Source organism: Microcoleus sp. N9_A2 (genome assembly GCF_036701775.1).
In the GTDB taxonomy this organism is placed as follows: Bacteria; Cyanobacteriota; Cyanobacteriia; order Cyanobacteriales; family Microcoleaceae; genus Microcoleus.
This window is the reverse complement of record NZ_JAUBRH010000008.1, coordinates 87825-112872: the sequence shown is the minus strand read 5'-3', so window position 1 is coordinate 112872 and position 25048 is coordinate 87825. Positions and strand designations below refer to the sequence as shown.

At 48.5% G+C, this 25048-nt stretch carries 18 protein-coding genes and 2 pseudogenes; 12 read left to right on the top strand and 8 right to left on the bottom strand.

All coding sequences use genetic code 11. The features are described from left to right. The first annotated feature begins 83 nt into the window (after positions 1-83). Positions 84-1853, top strand: a complete 1770-nt coding sequence (locus QUA44_RS07225; protein ID WP_333249460.1) for a DUF3352 domain-containing protein — start codon at positions 84-86, stop codon at positions 1851-1853. An 840-nt stretch (positions 1854-2693) separates the two neighbouring features. Further along, on the top strand, positions 2694-6962 hold the full coding sequence (locus QUA44_RS07220) for a CHAT domain-containing protein (protein ID WP_333249459.1): 4269 nt from the start codon (positions 2694-2696) through the stop codon (positions 6960-6962). 81 nt (positions 6963-7043) lie between these two features. Here the strand turns inward: QUA44_RS07220 and QUA44_RS07215 are convergent, their stop codons facing one another. After that, positions 7044-7286: a type I restriction-modification enzyme R subunit C-terminal domain-containing protein gene (locus tag QUA44_RS07215; protein WP_333249457.1), complete on the bottom strand. Its 243-nt coding sequence runs from the start codon at positions 7284-7286 to the stop codon at positions 7044-7046. Positions 7287-7321: 35 nt separating this feature from the next. On the opposite strand from QUA44_RS07215, the pseudogene QUA44_RS07210 reads away from it, so the two are divergent. Then, positions 7322-8376: pseudogene (locus tag QUA44_RS07210) on the top strand (IS630 family transposase). A gap of 35 nt (positions 8377-8411) precedes the next feature. Here QUA44_RS07210 and QUA44_RS07205 read toward each other — a convergent pair. The 4 genes from QUA44_RS07205 to QUA44_RS07190 form a co-directional block, all read right to left on the bottom strand. Further along, positions 8412-8777, bottom strand: coding sequence for a type I restriction-modification enzyme R subunit C-terminal domain-containing protein (locus QUA44_RS07205; RefSeq protein ID WP_333249455.1), 366 nt, complete (start codon positions 8775-8777; stop codon positions 8412-8414). A 234-nt stretch (positions 8778-9011) separates the two neighbouring features. Next, positions 9012-9341 (bottom strand): hypothetical protein, encoded by a 330-nt coding sequence (locus tag QUA44_RS07200; RefSeq protein WP_333309597.1) that lies wholly within the window; start codon positions 9339-9341, stop codon positions 9012-9014. A 131-nt stretch (positions 9342-9472) separates the two neighbouring features. Then, entirely contained in the window at positions 9473-9898 is a 426-nt protein-coding gene (locus tag QUA44_RS07195) for a type II toxin-antitoxin system antitoxin SocA domain-containing protein (protein ID WP_333249451.1), read from the bottom strand. A gap of 148 nt (positions 9899-10046) precedes the next feature. After that, positions 10047-10676, bottom strand: coding sequence for a restriction endonuclease subunit S (locus QUA44_RS07190; protein WP_333249602.1), 630 nt, complete (start codon positions 10674-10676; stop codon positions 10047-10049). On the opposite strand from QUA44_RS07190, the gene QUA44_RS07185 reads away from it, so the two are divergent. Continuing rightward, entirely contained in the window at positions 10652-10834 is a 183-nt protein-coding gene (locus tag QUA44_RS07185; protein WP_333249604.1) for a hypothetical protein, read from the top strand. The genes QUA44_RS07190 and QUA44_RS07185 overlap by 25 nt on opposite strands. Here the strand turns inward: QUA44_RS07185 and QUA44_RS07180 are convergent. Continuing rightward, positions 10791-11222: pseudogene (locus QUA44_RS07180) on the bottom strand (restriction endonuclease subunit S); the annotation flags it as partial. The gene QUA44_RS07185 and the pseudogene QUA44_RS07180 sit on opposite strands and share 44 nt — an antisense overlap. A gap of 206 nt (positions 11223-11428) precedes the next feature. Then, on the bottom strand, positions 11429-12331 hold the full coding sequence (locus QUA44_RS07175; RefSeq protein ID WP_333249449.1) for an Rpn family recombination-promoting nuclease/putative transposase: 903 nt from the start codon (positions 12329-12331) through the stop codon (positions 11429-11431). Positions 12332-12354: 23 nt separating this feature from the next. Here QUA44_RS07175 and QUA44_RS07170 point away from each other — a divergent pair, with 23 nt between their 5' ends. The 4 genes from QUA44_RS07170 to tilS all read left to right on the top strand — a co-directional run bounded on the left by QUA44_RS07170 (position 12355) and on the right by tilS (position 15734). Further along, positions 12355-12573 carry a hypothetical protein gene (locus QUA44_RS07170; protein WP_333249447.1) on the top strand — a complete coding sequence of 73 codons (219 nt, stop codon included), beginning with the start codon at positions 12355-12357 and terminating at the stop codon, positions 12571-12573. 35 nt (positions 12574-12608) lie between these two features. Continuing rightward, complete coding sequence (gene ccsB, locus QUA44_RS07165) at positions 12609-13679, top strand: c-type cytochrome biogenesis protein CcsB (RefSeq protein ID WP_333249445.1); 1071 nt, start codon at positions 12609-12611, stop codon at positions 13677-13679. 272 nt (positions 13680-13951) lie between these two features. Then, entirely contained in the window at positions 13952-14377 is a 426-nt protein-coding gene (locus QUA44_RS07160; RefSeq protein ID WP_333249443.1) for a KGK domain-containing protein, read from the top strand. A 211-nt stretch (positions 14378-14588) separates the two neighbouring features. Further along, entirely contained in the window at positions 14589-15734 is a 1146-nt protein-coding gene (tilS, locus tag QUA44_RS07155; protein WP_333249441.1) for a tRNA lysidine(34) synthetase TilS, read from the top strand. On the opposite strand, the gene hmpF is transcribed toward tilS, so the two are convergent. After that, complete coding sequence (gene hmpF, locus QUA44_RS07150) at positions 15731-17476, bottom strand: pilus motility taxis protein HmpF (RefSeq protein ID WP_333249440.1); 1746 nt, start codon at positions 17474-17476, stop codon at positions 15731-15733. The genes tilS and hmpF overlap by 4 nt on opposite strands. Positions 17477-19248: 1772 nt before the next feature. Between hmpF and QUA44_RS07145 the strand changes: the two genes are divergently transcribed. The 4 genes from QUA44_RS07145 (at position 19249) to QUA44_RS07130 (ending at position 24962) form a co-directional block, all read left to right on the top strand. Then, a complete protein-coding gene (locus tag QUA44_RS07145; RefSeq protein WP_333249438.1) occupies positions 19249-20487 on the top strand; it encodes a response regulator in 1239 nt (412 codons plus the stop codon). A gap of 489 nt (positions 20488-20976) precedes the next feature. Then, entirely contained in the window at positions 20977-21186 is a 210-nt protein-coding gene (locus QUA44_RS07140; RefSeq protein WP_333249436.1) for a hypothetical protein, read from the top strand. Next, positions 21186-21719 carry a chemotaxis protein CheW gene (locus QUA44_RS07135; protein WP_190661936.1) on the top strand — a complete coding sequence of 178 codons (534 nt, stop codon included), beginning with the start codon at positions 21186-21188 and terminating at the stop codon, positions 21717-21719. The genes QUA44_RS07140 and QUA44_RS07135 overlap by 1 nt, the downstream gene beginning before the upstream one ends. 147 nt (positions 21720-21866) lie before the next feature. After that, on the top strand, positions 21867-24962 hold the full coding sequence (locus QUA44_RS07130; protein WP_333249434.1) for a methyl-accepting chemotaxis protein: 3096 nt from the start codon (positions 21867-21869) through the stop codon (positions 24960-24962). The last annotated feature ends 86 nt before the right edge of the window (positions 24963-25048 follow it).

The window sequence follows — 25048 nt, the reverse complement described above, 5'->3', positions numbered from 1 at the left end:
GGTTAAGTGTATCTGCTAATGTATCTGTTACATGAGCCAAGAAAATAATCTATCATGTTGCGAGCACCAGAACCTTACGAATAATGTTTAAGAAAGATAAATCTTCCCTGCTGTTTACGATCGGAGCCGCCACACTTCTGATCGGTTTAGGCTTTGTCACCTACTACCTCGTCATTTCCCGTGGGCCCGCCAAAGATTTGCCGGCGGGGGCAACGGTTGTCCCGCAAGATACGATGATGGCCCTATCCATCACCACCGATGAATCGCAGTGGAATAGACTGCGAGAGTTTGGCACGCCGGAGTCAAAAGCTTCGTTTGAGAGGTTTTTAAGCGAAATGCGCGATCGCATCCTCACAAGCAACGGCTACGCCTACCAGGAAGACATTCAACCCTGGGTGGGTAACACAGCAATGGTAGCCTTTCTCCGCAACAAAATAGCTATACCAGCCCCCCCGACAGCACCCAACGCGCCCCCATCTCCGCCAATTCAACAGTCAGTGGCAATTATCCTGCCAATTGCCAACCCGATCAAAGCCAAAGAATTATTAACAAAACCCAGGCCTCTCAGCCAAGGAAAAATAGTTGAGCGTAATTATAAAGGCGTCCAAGTCACAGAAACTCAAGGCGTACCCGATCGCAATTTCTCAGTCGCGGTACTCGGCACAAGCTATCTAGCAGTCACCACAGATTCTAGCGCTACAGACAGAATAATCGACACCTACAAAGGCGAACCTTCCCTAGCAAAAACCCCTGGCTATGCAGACGCCATAGACAAAATAAAAAGTCCGGGCGCTTTCGGTCAAATCTACGTCAATATGCCCGTTGCCGCCGCCTATGCCGCCGCCAACTCAGCTCGCGAAATTTCGCCAGAAAGCCTCGAAAAACTGCAACAAAATCAGGGATTTGCCACCACAGCGACGCTGGATGCAGAAGGAATTGCCTTCAAATCAGTCTCTTGGCTAAAACCAGATTCTACCAGAAGGATAGCAGTAGAAAACAATGCTCTAAAAATGGTTAACCGCCTGCCAAGCAATACAATAATGATGGTATCCGGCGGCAACTTGCAGCGTTTGTGGCAAGACTATGTATTGGGAGCCGAGGCAAACCCGATTTCCCCGATTAATCCCCAAGTTTTGCGCACAGGTTTAAAATCCACTACGGGCATGGATTTAGATAAAGACTTGATGAACTGGATGGGGGGAGAATTTTCTCTATCATTAATACCAGCCCCCGCACAAAATCCCAAAGACAAATTTGCTGCCGGATTTGTATTTATGGTGGAAACAAACAACCGGGGCGCAGCCGACAAATCCCTGAAACAGCTTGATGAAACGATGAAAATGAAAGGGTTTAGAGTTGAGGAAATTCAAGTCGGCGGCAAACCTGCGACAAAATGGACATCGCCGTTTGGAGGGATTACGGTAACTCGCGGCTGGATGAACGATGTAGCGTTTATGACAGTAGGAGCTCCAGTGGTTGATGCGATCGTTCCGGCACCAAAAAGTCCGCTTTTAAGCAGCGAACTGTTCCAGAAAACAGTACGATCGCAACTTCAACCCCACAATGGCAATTTCTTCATCGACACCGAGAGTGCGTTTAACCCGAAAAACCTAGCTTTGCCGGAGTTTCCTCCCAACCAAAAAATGTGGATAGACGCCACGCGGTCGATCGGCGTTACAGCGGCCGTCATTGGCGATCGTACCACCCGTTACGACGCTTTTGTCGGCCTCAAAAAATCCACGCAATCCACTCCTCCTGCAAATCCTTCACGGAGTCTTGCTTCACCGCGCCCTGCTTCACCGAGCCCTGCTTCACCAAGTCCCTCGCCCACCGTCCAAACTTCTCCCAACTAACTCTTAAATAGTTCAACAAATCCGCCTGGAGAGCCCATTAAACAGCAACAGGGCAACAAATTAAAACCGAAAGGCAGCCGCCAGAAGCAAGAAGCAAGAAGCAAGAACAAGACTTACGCATACGCACTAAAGAAACCGGGGTTTTTTATCGTTTCTGTGTGCTGCAACGAATTATTTTCGTTAAAAAACCCTGTTTCTATGCAGCCTTGCGTCTAGGAATACCAAAGCAACCGAGTTTTTTAAGCCTTGGACTGCAACTAAGTGTTTTCGTTAAAAAACTCGGTTTCTACGTCCAGGAAGGAAAAAGCAATCGACCGTTTCTGACGCACCTTACACTTTATGTACCCGTTGCGTCCAGCACTTCTTATTTTTGTCATAATTTTAAGGGTCGGCAATTGTAGAGCCGGCTTTTTTTGTTCTTTATAAAAGGAAAGGAAAAAGTTTTTACGTGGATTTTTACCGGTCAGTTCTGGGCGCAGAAGCCGATTTTTTAAACCGCCATACTTCCTTCAAACTCTCACTAATGTAAAAAAAACGGTTTCTAGGGGTCGGAGTGCGTCTAGGAAAGCCAGTTTTTTTTATATGTCATCGGGAAGATACAGATTCTAGGCATTGCGAGTTATATTTAGATTGTGCAGAAGATACGCTCGGGGAATTGCAAATGCAGAGGCAAATTTTACAGGGAAATTTTCCTCAGTGAGTTGGGAAAGTGAGTCTGGAACGCACTTGCAGTCCGAAACCCGGTAGCTTCATCAATATACAGTCTTTAACCCCAAATTTTCCGAGAAACTAGGTTTTTTTACCTAATTTCTGTGTATATATTTTACCCCTTAAAAACCTATGGAAACCGCCAAAAATATTCAAATACAGGCGAGATGTCTGTCTAAAAAAAGAATAAGCAAACTGGCACTTTCTCTGCCAATTATCTTAATAAATCTTTACTTTTTACAAGCAAAAGCCCAAGGTCAAACTATTGTTCCAGCGGCGGAGGGAACGAACACAACAGTCACTAGCGAACCCCAAAGCGGAACTCCTGGGCAGCAAACTCGCTTCGATATTCAAGGCGGGCAATTATCGAGCGATCGACAAAATCTTTTCCACAGCTTTACAGAATTCGGCTTGTCGGAAAATCAGATTGCCAACTTTATATCAAACCCCAACATTCGCAACATTTTAGCGGGCATAGGCGGCGGTAGCCCGTCGATTATTAACGGCTTAATTCAAGTAACAGGCGGCAATTCTAACTTGTTTCTGATGAATCCATCCGGCATCATATTTGGCAACAGTGCCAGCTTAAACGTGCCGGCTTCTTTCACAGCAACCACCGCCACCGCTATTGGATTTGGTTCAAACTCGTTTAACGCGGACGGTACTAACACCTACACATCTCTGACAGGCGCGCCCAGTTCCTTTGCTTTTGGAGCCGATCAAGCAGCGGCAATTATCAGCACGGCAGACTTAGCAGTCAAGTCAGGGCAGAACTTAACCTTGCTCGGCGGAACCGTTGTCAGCACAGGCAGCCTTTCTGCCCCAGACGGTCAACTTACCGTAGCATCAGTCTCCGGGACAAATTTAGTGCGCGTCAGCCAGCGAGGCAATTTGCTAAGTTTGGAAATCGAGCCGCCCTCAGCAACCAGCAGCAGTGGAACAGCGGTAACAGCTTCGGCATTGCCGATCGCATCCTTGCCGGAACTGCTCACAGGCATCGGTGAAACAAACGCTACAGGCATCAGCGTCAATGCCAGCGGTGAAGTGGTACTCACGGCGTCTAACCGAGTAGTAGCTGCGGGGGACGTTGCGCTAAAAGATGCAAACGCTCGGGCGATCGACATTCAAGCAGCCAACAGCATTGCAGCCAGCGGAAACCTGAGAAGTTCCCAAGGCGGCCGAATCGCCCTAGAAGCTAGTGGCGACATTAGCACTGTCGATATCAACTCCGACTCCGACACCACCGCAGGCGGCAACATCACCGTCACCAGCCGTACAGGAAAAGTAGAAACAGGCAATATCAACGCAAGCTCGATCGACAAAAACAGCAACGCCGGAGACGTTAGTATTGCAGCACCCTCAAGCAGCATTCAAACAGGGTTCATAGACGCCAACTCCGAAGAAAAACAAGGTGGCCAAGTCACCCTCAACGCCCGCAACGACATCGAAGTAACCCGTATCAACACCGAAGGAAGAACAGCCGGAGGAAATATTGACATTACAGCCGGCCGTCATTTCCGAGCCACAGGCACTTTCACAAACGATAGCAACTGCTTGTCCCAAGCTTGCAGCATTTCCGCCGCTGCGACTCGTAGCGCTAATGGTGGAGATATCACCATTCGCCACGGCGGCGAAGCCACCAACACTCTTTTCGGCGTCGGGCCCGACTATAACAGCTTGAACGGTACTGCTGGTAGCATTGCCACTGGGGGTGCGAACAAGGAAAATGTTATTGCATCTGGAGGTTATTCCAGCCCAGGCCCTCAGATAGTAGAGCCGACGCGAATTAACATTACGGCTTCTTCAGTATCGGGTACGCCCGCACCAACACCAGCACCAGCACCAGCACCAGCACCAGCACCAGCGCCAACACCAGCACCAACGCCCGCACCAACTCCCGCACCAACTCCCGCACCAACTCCCGCACCAACTCCCGCACCAACTCCTGCACCCGCACCCGCACCCGCACCCGCACCAACTCCTGCACCCGCACCAACTCCTGCACCAACTCCTGCACCCGCACCAACTCCTGCACCCGCACCCGCACCTGCACCCGCACCAGCACCAGCACCAGCACCAGCACCAGCACCAGCACCAGCGCCAACACCAGCACCAACGCCCGCACCAACTCCCGCACCTGCACCCGCACCTGCACCGACGCCTGCGCCCGCACCTGCACCGACGCCTGCGCCCGCACCTGCACCGACGCCTGCGCCCGCACCAGCACCAGCACCAGCGCCCGCACCTGCACCGACGCCTGCGCCCGCACCAACTCCCGCACCTGCACCGACGCCTGCACCTGCACCGACGCCCGCACCTGCACCGACGCCTGCGCCTGCGCCTGCACCTGCACCTGCACCGACGCCTGCGCCTGCGCCTGCACCTGCACCTGCGCCTGCACCTGCACCTGCACCTGCACCTGCACCTGCACCTGCACCTGCACCAACGCCTGCACAAACGCTAACGCCGACGCCGACGCCAGCATCGGTATCAAATTTGCCACCAGCCCCGGCAATTACTGAACCTACCGCACCAGTATCAAATTTGCCACCAGCCCCGGCAATTACTGAACCTACCGCACCAGTATCGAATTTGACACCAGCGCCGACAATTCCTCAAAATCCAGCACCAGTATCAAATTTGCCGATCGCACCCATAATTCCTCAAAATCCAGCACCGGTATCAAATGTGCCACCCGCACCCACAATTCCTCCAAATCCAGCACCGGTATCAAATGTGCCACCCGCACCCACAATTAGTCAAAATCCAGCACCGGTACCAAATGTGCCACCCGCACCCACAATTCCTCCAAATCCAGCACCGGTCTCAAATTTGCCGATCGCCCCGACAGTGCAAAATCAAACAGTTGCACCAGTAACAGTAACGCCTCCAGCAGTTTCACCCAACCAGATATCTGTTGTGCCTGCTGCGGCGCCAATAAATCTCGCGCCGTCAAACGCACCGGTTCTGGCTCCTGTGCTCTCCGTCAGCGGGCCTCGGAACGCAAATCCTTTATTTTCCCCCAGCTTGCAACAGCAAAACCAGATATCTAATTCCTTACAACAGCGCAATTCAACTCCCGCCTCCCCAAATATTTACGTTTCCAACTTACCAACCAACCTCAATACCGTTATTTTTCCAGTAGAAGAGAGGTTTACCAGTGATTTTGTCGATTACCTAAATTTGCCATCAACAAATGCGATCGCCACCCTAGAAGATGCCCAAAATACCCTTCGCAGTGTCGAAAAAGCCACAGGCATCAAACCAGCTCTTGTCTATATGAGCTTTGTACCCAAGGGTTCTACCCTTGCTCGACCATACAACAGTTCGCCGTTGCTGCGCGTAGAACAGCAAATTCAAGCCTCTGACGAACTGGAACTGATGGTGATCACCCCCGAAGGCGTACCCGTTCGCCAGCGCATCCCTGGAACCTCTCGCGCCCAGGTAATGGAAGCTGTTCGGAAATTTCGCGATGAACTGACTAATCCGGTAAAGCGCAACACTAAAAGTTATTTGCCCTTGGCTCAGCAGCTCTACCAGTGGATGGTAGCGCCGCTCGAAGCAGAGTTGCAAGCCAAAGGCATTCAGAATTTATCTTTTATCTCAGATATGGGGTTGCGATCGATCCCAATGGCCGCACTCCACGACGGCAAAGGCTTTCTGATAGAGCGTTACAGCGTCGGCTCAATGCCGAGTCTGAGTTTGACAGATACCAGCCCCGCCAATTTCAAAAATACTCAAGTTTTGGCAATGGGCGCGTCGCAATTTCCAGATATGAATCCTTTACCTGCGGTGGAGGTAGAAGTATCGACAATTACCCCGCAGGAGTGGCCTGGTAAGTCTTTCTTGAACGAAGCTTTCACCCTGGCTAATTTGAAATCGCAGCGCCAGCAGCAGCCTTTTGGGATGATTCACTTGGCTACCCACGCTGAATTTCGATCTGGAGCTCCTAGCGAATCCTTTATTCAGTTGTGGGATACTAAATTGCGTTTGGATCAGTTGCGGCAAATGAATTGGCACAGCCCGCAAGTTGAAATGTTAGTTTTGAGTGCTTGCAAGACTGCTGTGGGCGATCGAGAAGCCGAGTTAGGCTTTGGCGGGTTAGCTGTGCAAGCCGGGGTTAAATCGGCTATGGCGACTCTTTGGTATGTCAGCGACGAGGGCAGTTTAGGATTGATGGCGGAGTTTTACGGGCAGTTAAAAACTGCTCCGATTAAAGCAGAAGCACTCCGGCAAGCGCAATTAGCGATGTTGCGCCAAGATGTGCAGATTGAAGGAGGGATGTTGCGGACTTCTGTTGGTAATGTGCCGCTACCTCCGGAATTGGCAAACACGGCGACGCGCAATTTTTCTCATCCCTATTATTGGTCTGCTTTTAGAATGATTGGTAATCCTTGGTGATCGGATTTGTTTGAGTTAAGCGACTGTTTGACTGTGCGGGGATAAAACACCGTGCAAATCAACAGCATCGCCCACTGAAATTTATGCAGCCGCCGCCGCGCTAATTTGCTCCAAAACCAAAACCAATGTATCGACTTGGGTGGGACTAAACACGCCTTCAGGGCCTTGAGCATTAATGTCTGTAAATGGAGAATCATACAGCAAACCGGCTTCCATCACGCCATGATGCGTTAGATAATCGATGATTAAGTTAATGAATTCGATCGAATTCGCGGAGAATGTAAGTAGGTCGGCGAAAAAAAACAAAACTATGTTAACATACATAAAGAAAGGTATAGCTCTAGTGAGGTAATTAATATATGGGCGCTCGATTAAGAGTATTTCTGACTCAAAAGCAAGACAAAACCCTATTTAATCTGAGAACGGCGCTCATTACCACAAAAAGTCAAAGATCGAGCAGAAGTAATCAGGTTAAACGCAAATGGCTGGTATGTTGAGAAAATAGCTACTCACTTTAACTGGGCTTCACAAACAGTGAGAGCAGTCTTACATAAATGGGAAGAATTTGGTATAGAAAGCCTTTGGGAAAAACCAGGTCGAGGGGTAAAAGCCAAATGGAAAGAAGAAGATATAGAGTTTTTGTCAGAATGCTTAAAAAAAGAACCACGTACATATAACAGTTTTCAATTAGCTGATAAATTAGAAAAAGAGCGCTCTATTAAATTAAGTCCAGACCGACTAAGACGGGTACTAAAAAAAAGGAATCATTTGGAAAAGAGCTAGTCCAAGTCATAAAGGAAAACAAGACCCCAAACAACGAGAAATAAAGCAATCAGACCTAGATATGCTGGAATTAGCAGCGGCAGCCGGAGAAATCGACTTAAAATATTTAGATGAATCAGGATTTTGTGCGTGGAGTAAACCAAGTTATACATATTACAAAAAAGGTCAACAAAAACGGATACAGCAAACTAAAAATCGAGGTCGTAGATTAAGTATTGTGGGGCTTTTTGAACCTTTAAGTAGCTTTGTATATGGTTTGGTAATTGGAGGTGTTGATCGAAAAGCTTATATTCAGATGATGGAGAAAGAAGCAGAAGAAGCGGCCCAAATGAAACGGATTAGAATTATTGTACAAGACAACGGTCCAATACACCGATGTCACGAGGTTAAACAGTTATGGTCAAAGTGGGAAAGTCAGGGTTTATATATCTTTTTCTTACCCAAATATTGTTCTGAAATGAACCCAATTGAATTAGAGTGGCAACACATTAAAGAAGATGAATTAGTCGGACAAATGTTTGAGGATGAATTAGAACTCGCTTACGCCGTAATTGACGGACTAGAAGCTAGAGGAAAAAGAGGAGATTACCCAACACAACGTATTAAATTCAAGTCCCGTCACCAGACTTAATATTTTGTTACATACTTATGGATTTTTCCGCCGACCTACTTAGAGCCGGATAAAAACGCGCCAAACGCTTGTTTTGCTGCGTGACGATCGAGTCCCACCAGCGATCGAATAAACAACCCCAAACCTAAATGTTTAGCCGCTGCTAACTCTTCGGGTTCGCCGATACCTGCTTCGCTCAACATTCGTTCTAGTTCGTTCAAATCGCTTGGTGTCAGCGGTTGGTTGGATCTCAGCTTATGAATTGTGATATGATTTTCGTGAGCTTGCAAAAACTGACGCGCTTTCGCACGGAAGCGATCGAACTGGCTGCTGTTTAAACCAGGCAGATCGAAGGAGGTTTCAGTACCTAATTCGTCGGTAAAATTCGTGTAAATTGGTTGTAGATGTGTCTTTTCAATCAAACGAATCAGCGATCGCAGCCTGTTACGGGCACCTTCTAGAATGGGAATTGTGACATTTTCTCACCAGGCATCAGTTAGAATGTCTTGAATTAGTGCCATTTGTTCGCGCACTACCGGAATACGGTCTTTCTCTTCTAGCGCTGCGACGATCGCCCTAACTCGCTGGCTCGATCAATTAAATTCCGGTTGCGATCGCAGCATAGAAAGTTACACATTTTTACTGCAATCTAGGTTTTAAGTGTTCTTTTTCTGGGTGGGATACACCTCATGGTTCGGGTCCCACCAAAGTAGCTCCATCACGCCTTGATTGAGTATGCCCCAGATTCTTTCGGTCGCAGATAAGCGTAAAGAAGTGAGTTCATCCAAATCATCGAGATTGATTTCGCTGAGTCGCTCGCGGGCTAGTTTAGAGAGCTTATTAATTGGCACGGTATGATTTTGTTTTTTACTGTCAACCAATATCTCCCGCCACGTCATAGATTCAAAGTTAGTGAGTTTTGTTTGAATCTCTTTGAGTTTTTCTCCATCAATATTTTGCCAACCATAGTGAGAGGCTAGTTCCATTTTTGAAATTCGCCATGCTGGATTACGATTGTAGTAATCTTGAGGATTTTCGGCGATTTTGGGTTGTTTTTGAGGAGCGGGCTGGGATTTGACTTTTGGCTGTTTTTTCTGCTTGGACATGAGTGACAGGGTTACAGGCTGCTGTAGTATTCTGCCATTGCAGCAAGTGTGATTTCTTGATTTCCGCGCTGTGTGGCTGCGAGTCCTTTTCTGGCACTGATCCAGGGTTCTTCTTGATGGGTCAAGTCACTCAGCCACTGGGAAGTCCGATCGCCGTAGAATTCCAGGATTTTATCAATAGTTTCTTTTTGGATCGGGGTAATATTTTCGGGATTACCTGCGATCTCTGAGACGATAAATTGCCCTTTGTGGTGCTTGTAGAGGTCGGGAATAACAGGCCCGTTTGCCCATGCTTCTACGGTTTCAAGAAACAGGGGGGCTTCATCCCAGACTAATGACCATGCCTGAGCGTAGTACAAAAGCTTCTGAAGTTTCATAGCGGGAAGTTCGCCTTTCTTGGCGAGAATATAAGCTGCAACGTCTTGTACAGTAGTCATGCTAATTACCTCCGTTTTAATTGTTGCACTGAAACTTTTATTAATTCTATTATAGTCCATAAATATCGATTATTGGCGCTAATTTGGGAAGATGCTGGTTGTTTAAATATTTTGTCTATAAACGATTCCACGCTTCTTTTACCGACGGCTACAACTCTCCTCGAAAAGCGCGATGTTGGAGGGAGGCGAAGAGGGCATCGAGTTGGGTGAGGGATTCGCGATGTGTATTTTTGAGACGATCGATCGCTTCCACCCGCCGAGCAAATTCTTGTTGAAGCCGGAGGGGAGGAGTAAGTACAGGCACACGCGCCAAGTTTGATTGGTTGATACCTGAAATTGTTGACTGAGTAAGAAATGGTTTAATACACTTCTGCCTCACCCAGTCGTTGCTGAGATAATGAAACAAAAATAGAACACCAATTTTTTCCGGGTTCGGGGTTACGCGAATAAATGACGATTCAAAAATCAGTGGATTAGGTGAAGGCGGAATCAAACAAGGTTTTGCTGCTCCTTCATAATTAAGAGACCTTCTAGCAATCAAAATATCTTTTTCAGAAATACGATACTTCTTATATTCGTCAGCACTACAAATGACCTGCTTAAGATTACCTCGAATGACAACTTCGTAAAAAGCGTCACTCATGTGAACCATCTCTATTCCGCCATCTTCAACGTAAGCATCTTTTAAAAAATAAGCACCGTTTTGAAGAGGTTGTTTTAAAACTGATTCGAGTTGCTCAACAAGAAAGCGGGATGTCGCTCCTACATCGCCAAACATCTCAAGGAATATCGATCGCACGATCGCATCCAATTCGCCCAAAGCCTTGCGACGCAGCGCTCGAAGTTCCTCCGCCTTGTCCAGAATTGCGGCGATTTGTTTCTGTTGGGCGATCGGTGGCAGTAGAATTTCTGTCTCTCGAATTATTTGCTGACTAATGTTAGGCTGTGCACCGCCGACACTTCTTGATATGAATTATGGCAGTTTTTGCTGTAAGGCACGAAAAATATATCTCGAATCAGCCTTGTCTTTTTCTAGGACAATATGGCAAACTGCTTGATTTGTTGTTGCATCAATACCTAAGATTCCAACACGACCAACATTAGCGCCATACATTGCAACAAGGATAGATCCTTTGGGTGCAAGCTTCAATGATGTTTCTGCTAAAGCTTCCTGAGTGACTGTTTCCTCAGTTTCACTAATTATTGATTCAGGTAGATCACCAGATTTTACCCAAGGAATACCTCCGCCATAATAGAGATCGTGTTTACTGCGTGATGGAGTTGTTCCACTACCTGCTTTTGCAAAATGAGCTAATTTGCAAATATCTTGTTGTCATTTCCATCATTCTTAGATCGCTCAATTCAACACAGCAACTCATTAGACCTCTTGCAAAAGTCCTTTTAATCAAATTTTGGAACGGGCTCTCCGGCCCATCCCACAAGAAAAAAAAAATTGTGGGATGGGCCGGAGAGCCCGTCCTAGCTATTTTTGCAAGAGATCTATTATGCAGGCAAAAGTGCGATCGCATCTCACTTAGGCAAATTTTCCAGCCAAACCTCTAAATCCTCGATCGACTGAAAATCCAACAATTCCTCTGCTAGAGATTCTATTTGCTCGATCGACAAATCAGCAATTCTAGTGGTGATAGATTCCGGCAAAATTCCAACTCGCCGATTGAACAGACGGCGATTTAACTGACGTAAAATCAAGGCTCTTCCTTCTTGTTCGCGGCCTTGTTCGATGCCTTGTTCAATGCCTTGTTCGAGTCCTTGTTCGCGCCCTTCTTCCTTAGCTTCCCGATAAAACCGAGTTTCCTCAAGCGTAATCCCTAACATCGCCTCTGCCTCCCTTCGGTTCAAATTGGTAAACTTGTAAACCAGTATCGTCGTCAGCATCTCTATTATTGCGCGACTAGCTGCTTCCGACTCCTCCCGCTGCGATCGCGCCAGCAACAATCGCGCCACTGTCGGCGTACTCGCTTCGTCGATAGTCGTCAACGCCATCAGCGCCACTCCCAGCGGCAACTGTTCGATCGCACCCAACTCATCCAAATATACCAGATGCACCTGATTGCTGCTCAAGAGCGATCGATAGGGATGCGTTTCTGATTGTTCAGTCGATCGTGTAGGATAAATTACCACCGCTTCCCAATCTGTAAATCGCTGACGGTTGCGATAAAAATACAAAAACGACTCACCAAACAATCGCTCATAAAGCAATTCATCCCGCTGAAACTGCACCTCACAGAAATATACAACTCCAGGTTCAGCATCCGGCGGCAAAAATACCCCATCAATTTCAAACTTCGGTTCCTTCACCGCCACCGAATCAAATCGATACTGTTCCGCATTTGATGGTGCCTCTTCCAATAGCTCAAACAGCAGCGTTGGAGTTTCTTGAAAGAACTTGTAAAAGATTGAATCTCGACGCATTAAGTCAACATCTCCTCTAGCCTATGCAACTCATCCAAAATCCGCAAGCCAGAATCAACAAGCGTGACTTGACGGGATCACACTCGTCTGGTGGGTCAATAGTAGCTTGTTTGATGCGTCCGTGCGATCGTCGTGCGATCGCCCGCGGGCACCTCAACAACCGCCAAAAACTCATAATTGCCACAAAAATTCAAAATCCCAAACCCAAAACTCCCGAAGCCCAGTACGATCGATCTAGTTAGCAAAAATAAGTAAAAACATTACCGGAGTAATTTTTATGGATCTGGTCGTACTCCAGAACTGGCTGGACAACATCTCCTTCGCCGTTTTGTTCTCCACAATGCTCATTTACTGGGTGGGCGCAGCATTCCCCGGCATTCCCTACCTGGGGGCCCTAGGCACCGCAGGAATGGCCGTCGCCAACCTATCCATCGCCGCTTTACTCGGTTCTCGATGGATAGAAGCCGGCTACTTCCCCTTAAGCAACCTCTACGAATCTTTATTTTTCCTAGTTTGGGGAATCACCGCCATCCACCTAGTCGCGGAAAACATGAGTCGTTCCCGCTTAGTAGGAGTAGCCACATCCCCCGTAGCAATGGCAATATCCGCCTTTGCAGCCCTGACTCTGCCGGCAACCATGCAATCTGCAGAGCCCCTAGTACCCGCCCTCAAATCAAACTGGCTGATGATGCACGTTAGCGTCATGATGCTCAGTTACTCAACTTTAATGGTAGGAGCGCTACTGGCGATCGCATTTTTAATCGTCACCCGTGGCCAAAAAATCGAACTCACCGGCAGTTCCTTCGGCACCAACAGCAGCCGCAACGGCAACTACCGCCTCCAACGCCCACAAAACCCCGAATCTCCAACCATCGAAACAGTCGCCGACAGCGCACTAGCATTCAGCGAACCATCTTTCAACCCCAACAATAACGGTTTGGGCACCACCGCAGTGCTCGAATTAGCAACCGTTCAAACCGCATCAACCACCCCAACTCAAACCGCAGAACTTCTCTCGCCCCAGCGATTGAATCTAGCAGAAACTCTTGATAACATTAGCTATCGCATCATCGGTTTAGGATTCCCCTTACTGACAGTTGGCATTATTGCCGGTGCGGTTTGGGCTAACGAAGCTTGGGGATCATACTGGAGTTGGGACCCGAAAGAAACTTGGGCGCTAATTACTTGGTTGGTATTTGCAGCCTACCTGCACGCCCGCATCACTCGTGGCTGGCAAGGAAGGCGCCCAGCAATTTTAGCCGCCACAGGTTTTGTGGTAGTTTGGATTTGCTATCTAGGCGTTAATCTGTTAGGCAAAGGTTTACATTCCTACGGTTGGTTTTTCTAACTCCCGATCCACCAATGGGCCACAGAAGAACAGGATAAGTCAAAGAATCGGGATTAATATCATCTCCGATTGTAGGGTGGGCAATTCCCACCTTACTCAACCAGCGAAATTCTAATAATTGACTCCCTCTTCCTTCTTCCCTTTTTTTACCCGCTCAGCTTCGCCGAAGACCCTTCTTCATTCTTCTAACTTCGGTATTCCTCACATCCGTTACATCCGTTACAAAATCCGTTGCCGAACTTCCTTCATTCATTAAAATAAGGACAATTAATATGGACGAATCGAAAATATTTCCCCAAGAAGACGATGTTGTGTCTGCCCCTACCAGCGCTTTGATGTATCAATGTACATTCAAAGTCAGCGAATTTATGGCAATTATGCAATCAAAATTGGTAGACGAAAAATTGTTTTCAGACGGCCTGGATTGCGAGTTATTAAGCGCTGGAAAAGACTGGACTAAAGGAAAACTTAGAATGCGTCTGGAGTTCATTCCGCTCGAACCTGAAATCAAAGAACAAAAAGCCCTTCCTGCCGCTGCAGAAAGATCAGACACCGTGCAAAACTACGCCGTAGATAGCTCAAATCAAACCGATATAGATGAGCCATTAAATCAATGTGACTCAACAGAAATAAGTAATAATTTTCCTGTTTCTAGGTATCCCGACCGCGACCCCCAAAGTATAGGAATGTGGAGCTAAGCTGCTACTTACGGCAGAGGGAAAGGAGGAAGATTTTTGAATTTTAAGTTCAGAGTTTTGAGTTGAGGAGCTTAAAACAGCATCCTTCCTGCAACTGACAACTGTCAACTATCAACGGGCAACTGTCAACTATCAACGGGCAACTGTCAACTGTCAACTGTCAACTGTCAACTGTCAACTATCAACTGTCAACTATCAACTGTCAACTGTAATGCCTGAATCTTCCAATTGGACGCACCTGCACGCTCAAGTTCACAGGACGCTGCTGTACCGACAAATATTGCCATCAAATCAGCGCTTGCTAGTAGCAGTATCCGGCGGACAAGATTCTCTGTGTTTAATTAAATTACTGCTAGATTTGCAGCCAAAATGGGGTTGGAACCTAGCGATTGTTCACTGCGATCATCGTTGGCGTTCTGACTCGCAAGCCTCGGCCAATCATGTAGAACAATTAGCTAAAAATTGGGGAATATCCTACTATTTGGAAACAGCCTCGGACATTTCCAAAACAGAAGCAGCGGCCAGACAGTGGCGATATCAAGCTTTAACCGAAATTGCGATCGCCCACAACTACCCCTACATTGTTACAGGCCACACAGCCAGCGATCGCGCCGAAACACTTCTCTACAACCTGATTCGCGGCAGCGGCGCCGACGGACTTTCTGCCCTCACCTGGAGGCGGCCCCTGCTCGATTTTCGATTGCCGATTGCCGATTTTAGATTGGGGAATTCGGGCGAAAATCCTAACTCCCAAATATCTGCCGATTTGAGATTGGGAAATCAGGAGGAAAATTCCCAATCGAAAATCCAAAATCTAAAATCTAAAATCTATTTAGTTCGTCCCTTGCTCGAAATAACTCGATCGCAAACAGGTCAATTTTGTCAAGAGCAAAAACTACCAATTTGGGAAGATTCCACAAATCAAGACTTGCAATATAGTCGCAACCGCATTCGATCAGAATTATTGCCTTATTTGGAAACTCATTTCAACCCAAAAGCCCAACAAGCGCTAGCTCAAACAGCCGAACTCCTCCGCGCCGACGTAGAATATCTCGAACTTGCAGCCAGCGACTTGCTACAGCGAGCAATGTCTCCAATTGCAGACAGCCCCCAGGTGAATTTTCAACTTCCCGTCAAGTTAAATCGCCCGATTTTGCGGGAAGCACCCCTGGCCTTGCAGCGACGGGCAATGCGACAACTACTGCAACAAATATTGTCCTCGGCGCCTAGTTTTGAAAGCGTAGAAAAACTAACCAGCTTAATCGTAGCGCCCAACCGATCGCAAACCGATCCAGTTCCAGGAGGAGCGATCGCCCGAGTTGAAAAACCTTGGATAATTTTAGATCTTAAATTTTAAGCAGTCATCAAACCCGAAAGGACTTGTCGTAGATCCGAAACTACCCGATCTTGCTCCTCCCCAGTCTGCTGCACGCGATCGAGTTCCCCCGCCACCGCTTCGAGCTTTTGGCGTAGCGCATTCAAATTGTCCTGCACGGGCTGCAACATTTCTTGATAAACATTCACTCTGCCCCAGAGTTGCGCCACTGTACCTTTCTGGTTGAACAAATTCTGCTCTAACTGCTTGAGTTCGTAGCGTTTCGCCTCACTTTCCCCATTTTTGCGGTTGACATTTGCCTCAATTTGGGATATTGCTTCCCGCAACTGCTGAATTTCGTTTTCCAGTCTTTGCAATTCTTGGCTTTGCTGCTGCCGCTGAGTATTGAGCTGTGCGACAATCGGCCCCAAATCAATATCTCCTCGCTCTTGTTTTGGAGCATTAGCAGTACCCAGCCGCCGCCACAGCACCGCCTGATGCTGCTTTAAAACATCTTCCCGTTCCTGCAACCGGAGGCGCTGTCCCACCAGAGTTTCGTTTAACATCTGATAACTTTCGAGTTCATCTGCCATTTCATTTTCCAAAGCCATGCGATCATACTCGCTAGCAGCTTGAATTTTCCCTTGCAGCTCCTCGATTGTCTCCTGCTGCAGAGTCAACTCCTCCTCTTGATCGTTAACAAACCGGAACACCTTTTCCAAATCCTGTTGCAAGTGTTGCACCAGCCCCTGTAACTCATCAACAGGCATCTTCTCCAAAGCTGACACATCTACTTTTTGCTCCGTACCCGCAGTACCCGAAGCAGATGCGAGCCTGGAAACTTGCTGGTAAAGATCCTCAACAGCCCGCACCTGCAAAGACACGGACTGAGCCTGATCCTGCTTAGCGCTGAGGGTACTTTGCTGCCCTTTAAGCTCCGCCCGAGCCCCGGCCAAAGCTTCTTGAGATTGGTACCACTCTTGCCAGCGGTTTTGGAGGCTCTGATTTTGTCGATCGACCTCTTCTTCTTGCTGTTGAGCTATGCTTTGTTTTTGCTCCAACTGCTGCCAGTGCTGATCCAGAATTGCCTGTTGAGCGCCCACGGCACCAAAAGACTGATTCAGTTGTTCCCGCACCCCTTGGGCCGAAGCAATTGCCCCTCCCAGCTTCTGCATCAACTCCTGAATCCTCTGGGTCTGCTGCTCATCAACTACTGCCCCCTGCGGAACCTCAGACTGCTGCTGGGCCACCCGTTGCTGCTCGCCCCGCAACTGTTCCCAAGCCGTCTCAATTTCCACACGACTGCGATCGACTTCTTCTCGCAGTCGGTTAGCTTCATCTCGAGTATTTTCAATTTCCGAGCGCTGAGCCTCCAGTCGCTCCAACTCTTCTTCCATTTGAGCCAACTGCTCTTCGCGGGCTTGCATTTCCATTTCCCGGCGATTGAGTTCCTGACTCGAAAACGTCAGAGAAGCCTTCCACTGTTCAATTTCCTCTTCCTTATCCTTAAACTTGTCCTGCAATCGCGAGAAATTTTGCAGAATGCTCACCAACTGGCGGGCTGCCTCCTGAATCCGCTGCACTTGCTTGCTAGCGCTCAACTCAACCAGCACCAGCGTGCCGTCGTTAAACTTATTAGCTTCCTCAACTGGGATCGCGTCATCGCCTGGTACGGCGCTCCAGTTATGTTCGCCCCGCTGACAAGCTAGCAGTTTCAGTTCAGCCTTACCGCCACCGAGACCAAAGCCGCTTCTCTGTTTTTGTACTTCCGCTAGATACAGCACACTAATAGTCCTCTGCTTCGTAAAACCTATCCCAACTTACTTTAAGTTACTTAAAGGCCTAAAAGATAAGTGGTGTTTACTTCCTACGCTGTTTGGTAGACGGCTAATCCCAAGATAAGTAGGCTATCCCCCTTAAGCCAAAGGTTCTTGACTAAACATAACACTGCGTGTGATCTTTAGTCAACTTACCTAAAGTAAACAAGTATAGGCAAGTAAGGATAACTTTTTGCCACTTAAGTCTTACTTTTTGGTATCGTTTGCCCAATCGGGGGATAGCATTTTTTTCTAACTTTTCTTCAGCACTCACGCATAGCATGTTCTCACGGGAGAACCTCCAGAAAGTACGGCCGCCGCCAGTTGTCTGGAGGAATGAGAGAGCAGTACCAATGCCGCTTGATTAAAGACTAGCTCTCACTGCGGAGACTGCCATAGCCCAAACCTGAAAAAGGTCAGTCCTTGAACCTCCCCACGTCTAAAGCCGGGGGATTCTTGCCCACCTTCTAGACGACAATGGGACATTCAAATATCGCTCTACTCACTCAAAGAACTTTACTTCTCGCGGAGCGCAGACTTGCTGAGTCCTTCATATTTTTAAGGTTGAACGTGACCTATGCTGCAATTATTTGCCCTTTAACTATTCCGAATTAATCGGATTAGTGCGTTGCCGGGGTTGCTCGCCGTCTAGGATATTTCAATGGGTTGAAAGTTATTCTTACCAGAAAGAATTGGTTTAAAGCCCCAAGCCGGATCGGGAGAAATTAAAAGAAGACTATTCATTACTCCAATCCTCTTCCTTCCAGGTAGAGGTCGCTATCAACTGTCAACTGTCAACTGTCAACTGTCAACTGAATCTGGCGAATCGCTCTCTGCCTATTATACCACTGTGGTTTTAGCAATACAATCGTTTCACGAGACTTAAAAGTCAAAGTCCCTACCGACTGATCCCCAGGTCTCAATCCCCATGTCGGTAGCCCGGGGCTTGCGTCTGGCGTTTCGGTCAAAAACTTTCGATTGATTCTACCACGCTTTAGTTGCGAGTCGATCGTGAAAAAAGCCTTTGCTGCCCCCAAGCTGGCGCCTTGCTCCGGCGGACTAGGGTTTTGAACCACGCTGCCTTAGAATAAGGTAATGACGCGAGCCTATGGCGCTCGCCGCGGGCGAGCAAAAAGGTCGATCAGCACTGAGGGTTTTGCTGACAATTGCCAACAAAGGTTCATTTTGACTGCACCTGATTTTAGGGCTGTGGCAAACCCAAAAAAACCTCGATCGCAACTCATCCAACCCAACAGACTAGCCTCAAGTTCCCATCGGGGCTTGATCGGCACTTCCTGCTGGTAGCAGCGGTAAAACCAGAGAATCCTCGGTATTTTGAAGTTGACCTACGCCAAAATGTGCTGGATAAACTGACGGCATACTCAGCCAAAAACTTCAAAAGTTTGGCGATCGAAGACTTGAACCAGTCGGGAATGCCAGCCTTGCACACTCGAAGAACCCGTGCAATCGTGCGATGTGGATTCTACGAGTTTAGGCAACAGTGGGAATACTAAGGTGAAACTCTACACTTAGAGAATGCCCCGAGTTTCGCGGTTTCAGCTTGTGGACTGGTAGCGCGGCCGAGGAGCGGCAGCAAGTATCGCCCTTTCGTCAATTCCCAATTGTGAGATCGGCATCAGCGCGTAAATTATTGACGGAAACTAAAGTCAATCTTTTCGCCAGCACACAGTCTTTCCGATCTCAGACGCCAACGGTTTTAAGGAGGACACTTTAGCTGCATGCAGGGAAATTTGAGTGAAATAGACATCCGCAGCATCCTGCAATTGATTGAGTTAGGTCAGCGAACCGGAGAACTGTTCGTAGAGGCCTACACCTCCACCGGCAGCAGCACGGGTACTCAACCTACCCAGCGCTCCCTTGCAGGACAATCCTGGTATGTCTTCTGCTTCAACGGTCAGATTATTTACGCTACCCAGAGTGCGGGCAGTTTGTTGCGCTTACGCGACTACCTGCGCCGCTACAAAGCAGATACCGCCCTAGACAAAATCCAAGTTCCCTATATGGCATCTACCAATGCCCCAGAATACGGCTACCTGTGGGCCCTGCTAGAAAACCACATCCTCACCCCAGCTCAAGGGCGCAACATCATCCAGAGCATGATCCACGAAACCCTGTTTGACTTGCTCAGTCTCCACCAGGGTTCCTTCACTTTTGAAATGGGCCCAGCTTTGGCTCCTCAACTGACCAGCTTAGAAATTAGCTCGCTGCTGGCCAAGATTGTCAAACAGGTGCAGCAGTGGAAGCAGTTTCACCCTCACATTCAGTCGCCCAACCAATGCCCGGTGATTTCAGACCCCTCCGAGCTGCGAGTAGCGCTGCCTGTCAATACCTTTAATACTCTCAGACGCTGGGCCGACGGCCACACTTCGATCCGCCAAATGGCGCGGTACCTCAACCGAGACGTGCTGACTGTCGCTAAGGCGATTTACCCCTTCGTGCAGCAGGGATTGGTGCAAGTATTTTACGAACCCTCTGTTGCCCCGGCCAACAATAAAAAAGAATGGTCGTCCCCAGAAACCAAGGTTCCGAGAGTTGTCTGTATTGACGACGACAATACTATTCGCAAAACAGTTGAGTCAATTTTAAATGAACACGGTTACGAAGCTACTACGATCGGCAATCCCCTCCAAGCCCTGAGTTTGGTGTTTCCACTCAAACCCGATTTAATTCTGTGTGACATCGCCATGCCGGAACTCGACGGCTACGAAGTTTGCGCTATGCTGCGGAGTTCTAGCGCTTTCCGGCAGACGCCGATCGTTATGCTGACGGGTATCGACGGCTTTATCGACCGCGTTAAAGCCCGCATGGCAGGAGCTACAGACTTTTACACCAAACCTTTTGGTGAAAGCGAGTTATTGATGCTGGTAGAAAAATATGTGGGCCCCGGCTACCCTCGGGTCAATCTCTCGGAAAGATTATTAGACCGCTCGCTAGAAGACCAATTAGAAGAAAAATAAATTTCGCACCCATGCCATGATGGGAGCTTTTTTGTACCTGCGGTTAGATCAAGTCTCGGCCGCCACAAAGAGAAAGCTGGGGGTACTATTGGCGATCGCACCATAAACTAGAATGTATTAATCCGCGCGCTGGCATAAGGGCGTCGGTAAAACTCTGTTCAATTTCTAGGCCCAAGTGGGTCTAACACGCTCAAAGTGCAAATATAATATACTTGTTCTCCACTTGCAGCCGCTCCGAAAAACTGATGCACAGGGCTACTTATTGCTAGGTATTTCTGTACAAAGTCAGAGAGTGCAATTGTCAGTCTTAAGTGACTCCGTTCATGATTGTCGCGACACCAGCCATGTCAACAACTCCTCGCTAATCCGAGTATCGGTTTAGCATTCATCGCAGAAATTACCTAGAGTTTTACCAATTGAGACGGCGGTGGGAGTACAAAGTGAAGCTTTAGGGGTTTCAAATTAATTGTTCGTAGTCGATTTGAGCTAATGTGCCAGCAAAGGTCGCGCGAATTTATTGATGGCAGTCAATTATTGACGGAGCAAATTTATTGCCAAGGACCTCCGGCAGTCGCGCCATTCACCCCTTGGCTGTGTCAAGCTTGGCTGTGTCAAGTTTCGACCATCGAAGTTTCGATCGGGTTATTCTTGGCGGGAAACCTCAACAATTTGCTAGAAATGCAGGTGTCAGAATTATGATTAGCGGTAGCCCAGACTTTATATTACCAGGACTAGGGGTAGATCCGGCTCCGGAATTCCAAGAACTAGAAACTCCCGAAGGCGAGCTGCACCTGCGGTTCTACGTTCCTTCGGGGAACGAGTTCGCACTGCCAGCGACAGGGATTAGAGAGGTACTATCCCCGTCCCCAGACCGCATGACACCGATCCCCAACGTTTCCTCTTTGCTTTTAGGTACTCTAAATATGAGAGGACGAGTGATTTGGGTGGCAGACCTCGGCCAATTTCTGGGAGACCAAACACCTCTGAACACAGATAGACCCGAAATCCCGATCGTGGCTGTGGAAGACCAAGACACGATTTTGGGGCTGGCAGTCGATCGAATTGTGGGGATGGACTGGCTCGACGTAGAGCAACTGCACTCTCAGAACAATGCACCAGACGGCATGATTCCATTTCTGAGGGGAGAATGGATGTTAGGTGCACAAGCTCAGAAAGTGCTCCGACTGCTAGATCAAGTGAAAATTCTGCGCTCGGCGCGGTGGGCAGCGTGAAATCGATTTTAGATTTGCGATTTGCGATTTTCGATTGGGGTCTAACCATCAACAGTCACACGACTTGAGGCGCGCATCTAAACATTCAATTCAAGATAAAAATCAAAAATCTCAAATCTAAAATCTAAAATCCAAAGAGGGCGGCAAATGGCAACAAGTACCAACTTTCAGCAGGACTACCAACGGGCAGAAGCGGCCTACATGGATGGCAATTATTCAGAAGCCGCAGCCCTAGTTTATCAATTAGTAGAAGATTTTCCCGAAGACCCCAGCGCTCGCCTGCTGTGCGGACACATTTACTGCTACGGACTGCAACAGCATGAGGTGGCGCGGGAACAGTACACGGTTGTGCTAGGCCTGAGTGACGACCCGAGTTTGGTGGAACACGCTCACAACGGAATTACCTACACAGACCAATTTTTATCTGGAGAACTGCAAACGGAAAATTTCGAGGCTTTGTCTGCTGAAACTGAATTAGAATTCTATCCAGACTTATCTCTTGATGAAGGGTTAGAAGACCCGGATTTGGGACTTTTTCAAGGAAATTCCCCATCCCTTTCCTATAGAAGTCAATCCCCAGACGACATGGAAAACGAGGACTTGGCCGACTTGGGCATGAGTGGCTTGGGGTGGGAAGCAGAAGACGACGATCGCGCAGGCTTAGTCCCAGATTTAACCTCACATTCTAACCCGTTTGGTGGCGACAGTGGCGGAATGGCAGCTTATGCTGAGACATCCGACTCGCTAGACGACATAGACGAGTTTGCCGACTCGGACTTTGGAGACCCTTTTGCCTTAGATGATGGAGGGTTTGATGCTGCTGACTTGTCTAGCAGCAAAGTGTCTGGGAAAAGCGCACCTTACTCAGGAGATTCGTTTTCAGAAGCTCCGACTCAGATGCTCAACGGTCAAAGTTTTGCCTCTTCAGAAACCGGGAATTCCTTCGACTCGAACCAACTAGACTCCCCCATCGGGCCCTCGGACAATTTTGGCGAACCTTTTGCTGCGCTCGATTTGCCAGACGAATTCGACGATAACTCCGACTACGACTACCAATCCCCGCCCCAGAGCGGCCAAAATCACAGTCATAACGCACCTCCGGCCGAAGAGGAAGACCCCTTTGCTGAGGCGATGCCCTCGTCGGGTTTCGGGTCTTCTCGACCTCAAAACAAACAGCCGAATAACGGGTCGGACTACTCGTCAAACTATTCGCTGGCGGAAGACGAAACGCTGTTGATGGGAGGTGCTGTCCCCAACTCTCAAAGTCAAAGATCGAGCCGGGGACAATTTAATTCAGTCGATCCAGCCTCCGCCAACAGCAACGGTTACAGCGACTCGGAACCCCCGGCATTTGGCTCAAGAGACAACTTCGAGTTAGATGCTTTTGAAGACGACGCTTTTAGCGATTCTTTCTCTTTCGACGAAAACGAACAAGCGACAGCTTTCGGAGCGTCCGACAAGAACAACAGCGCCTGGTCGTCAAAAACTGGGAACGCTCAAGAACACAGCGACTTTTTAGACGAATTTGACGAGTTTGACGATTTAGGCAATTTGCCGGACTTTGATATCTCAGAAGATGCCACCAGTTCGAGCTTGACTAGAGGTAACACCAATTTCGGCAACTCGACCAGCGGCATGATGGGAACGACCGGCAGCAGCCTGGACTTTGACAACAGCGACGGCTCGGCAATTCGAGACGACGAGATGTTTCCCATTTCTGGCGCGAGTGATGGGTCGATGCCGACTTTTGCTCCCACCGAAACAGAAGCGCTCGATACTTCGGTAACAGTAGAACAGGGGGGACTGGCTTTCTTGGAAAATGCCCCTTTGTTTACAAAACAGTTGTACACGGCAATCGGGGCGGGACTGGTTTCTCTGGTAGCTGTGGCTTTCGTCACCAACATTGCCTCCTATCAAGCTCTGCGGCAAGACAAACCGGAGGCGATCGTTTACCTGCGCCAAACAGGCTGGGTAATGACCGCAGCCGCAGGCTTTACCAGCTTTTTAACTTCTTGGGGCATCGGCCAGTTGATCGCCCAGCAGGTACGCAAGTCGTCGGACAATTTGCAAGCTCAGTTCGATGCGGTATCTCAAGGAACTTTGGATGCTCGTGCTACGGTTTACTCGGAAGATGAATTTGGCAAAATGGCTGCTAAATTCAACCACATGGCGAAGGTCATCCAAACCACGATTAGCGATACCAGGCGCAAGTCGGACGAGCAGGAACAGGCAAAAGAAGACTTGCAGCGCCAAGTGATTCGGTTGCTAGACGACGTGGAAGGAGCGGCCAGGGGTGACTTGACGGTGACTGCGGAAGTGACCGCAGACGTTTTGGGTGCTGTTGCTGACTCGTTTAACTTGACAATTCAAAATCTGCGCGAAATCGTCCATCAGGTGAAGCAGGCGGCGAGGGAGGTCAGTAAAGGCGCTACGGATAGTGCTAAGTTTGCGGGCGATTTGTCTTCCGACGCGCTGCGGCAAGCTGAGGAACTGGCGGCAACGCTGAATTCGGTACAAGTCCTCACCGATGCGATTCAGCGGGTCGCAGAGAGCGCTAGAGAGGCGGAAGAAGTTGCCCGGGGTGCCGCGGCAACGGCTCTGAAAGGGGGCGAGGCTGTGGAGCGGACGGTGGCCGGGATTTTGGAAATTCGAGAAACCGTAGCCGAAACAACGAGAAAAGTCAAGAGGTTAGCGGAAGCTTCTCAAGAGATTTCTAAGATTGTGGCTTTAATTGCGACGATCGCCTCTCGGACGAATTTGTTGGCCCTCAACGCCAGTATTGAGGCGGCGAGAGCTGGGGAAGCGGGCAGGGGTTTTGCGATCGTGGCAGACGAGGTGCGACAGTTGGCAGATCGATCGGCTAAGTCTTTGAAAGAAATCGAACAGATCGTGATGCAAATTCAAAGCGAAACCGGCGCGGTAATGACGGCGATGGAAGAAGGTACTCAGCAGGTTATTGAGGGGACAAGATTGGCAGAACAGGCGAAGCGATCGCTTGAAGATATCATTCAAGTTACTAATCGAATTGACGTGCTGGTGCGATCGATTACTGCGGACACTGTGGAGCAGAATGAAACAGCTCGCTCGGTCGCCAGTGTGATGCAAGCAGTCGAGCTAACTGCTCAGGAAACATCCCAAGAAGCGCAGCGAGTTTCCGGTGCTTTGCAAAATTTGGTAGGTGTTGCTCGCGACCTTTTGACATCGGTGGAAAGGTTCCGAGTAGAAACAGCAGAAAGACAATAATTGATTGTTTAATGCTTTTTTTACTTGCTGACTTACAAGCACATTAGTGTGGCAACAATGATAGATAAAAAGCAACCTCGCAGTCT

Bases quoted from the DNA above. Each gene is read 5' to 3' on its own strand.
- QUA44_RS07140 (WP_333249436.1), top strand. From the start codon at position 20,977: ATGTGCCAGCAAAGGTCGCGCGAATTTATTGATGGCAGTCAATTATTG.
- QUA44_RS07220 (WP_333249459.1), top strand. From the start codon at position 2,694: ATGGAAACCGCCAAAAATATTCAAATACAGGCGAGATGTCTGTCTAAA.
- QUA44_RS07175 (WP_333249449.1), bottom strand. From the start codon at position 12,331: ATGCGTCGAGATTCAATCTTTTACAAGTTCTTTCAAGAAACTCCAACG.
- QUA44_RS07145 (WP_333249438.1), top strand. From the start codon at position 19,249: ATGCAGGGAAATTTGAGTGAAATAGACATCCGCAGCATCCTGCAATTG.
- QUA44_RS07190 (WP_333249602.1), bottom strand. From the start codon at position 10,676: ATGTTTGGCGATGTAGGAGCGACATCCCGCTTTCTTGTTGAGCAACTC.
- QUA44_RS07170 (WP_333249447.1), top strand. From the start codon at position 12,355: ATGCAACTCATCCAAAATCCGCAAGCCAGAATCAACAAGCGTGACTTG.
- QUA44_RS07215 (WP_333249457.1), bottom strand. From the start codon at position 7,286: ATGTATGTTAACATAGTTTTGTTTTTTTTCGCCGACCTACTTACATTC.
- QUA44_RS07200 (WP_333309597.1), bottom strand. From the start codon at position 9,341: ATGGAACTAGCCTCTCACTATGGTTGGCAAAATATTGATGGAGAAAAA.
- tilS (WP_333249441.1), top strand. From the start codon at position 14,589: ATGCCTGAATCTTCCAATTGGACGCACCTGCACGCTCAAGTTCACAGG.
- QUA44_RS07185 (WP_333249604.1), top strand. From the start codon at position 10,652: ATGTCGCTCCTACATCGCCAAACATCTCAAGGAATATCGATCGCACGA.
- QUA44_RS07160 (WP_333249443.1), top strand. From the start codon at position 13,952: ATGGACGAATCGAAAATATTTCCCCAAGAAGACGATGTTGTGTCTGCC.
- QUA44_RS07195 (WP_333249451.1), bottom strand. From the start codon at position 9,898: ATGACTACTGTACAAGACGTTGCAGCTTATATTCTCGCCAAGAAAGGC.
- QUA44_RS07225 (WP_333249460.1), top strand. From the start codon at position 84: ATGTTTAAGAAAGATAAATCTTCCCTGCTGTTTACGATCGGAGCCGCC.
- QUA44_RS07130 (WP_333249434.1), top strand. From the start codon at position 21,867: ATGGCAACAAGTACCAACTTTCAGCAGGACTACCAACGGGCAGAAGCG.
- ccsB (WP_333249445.1), top strand. From the start codon at position 12,609: ATGGATCTGGTCGTACTCCAGAACTGGCTGGACAACATCTCCTTCGCC.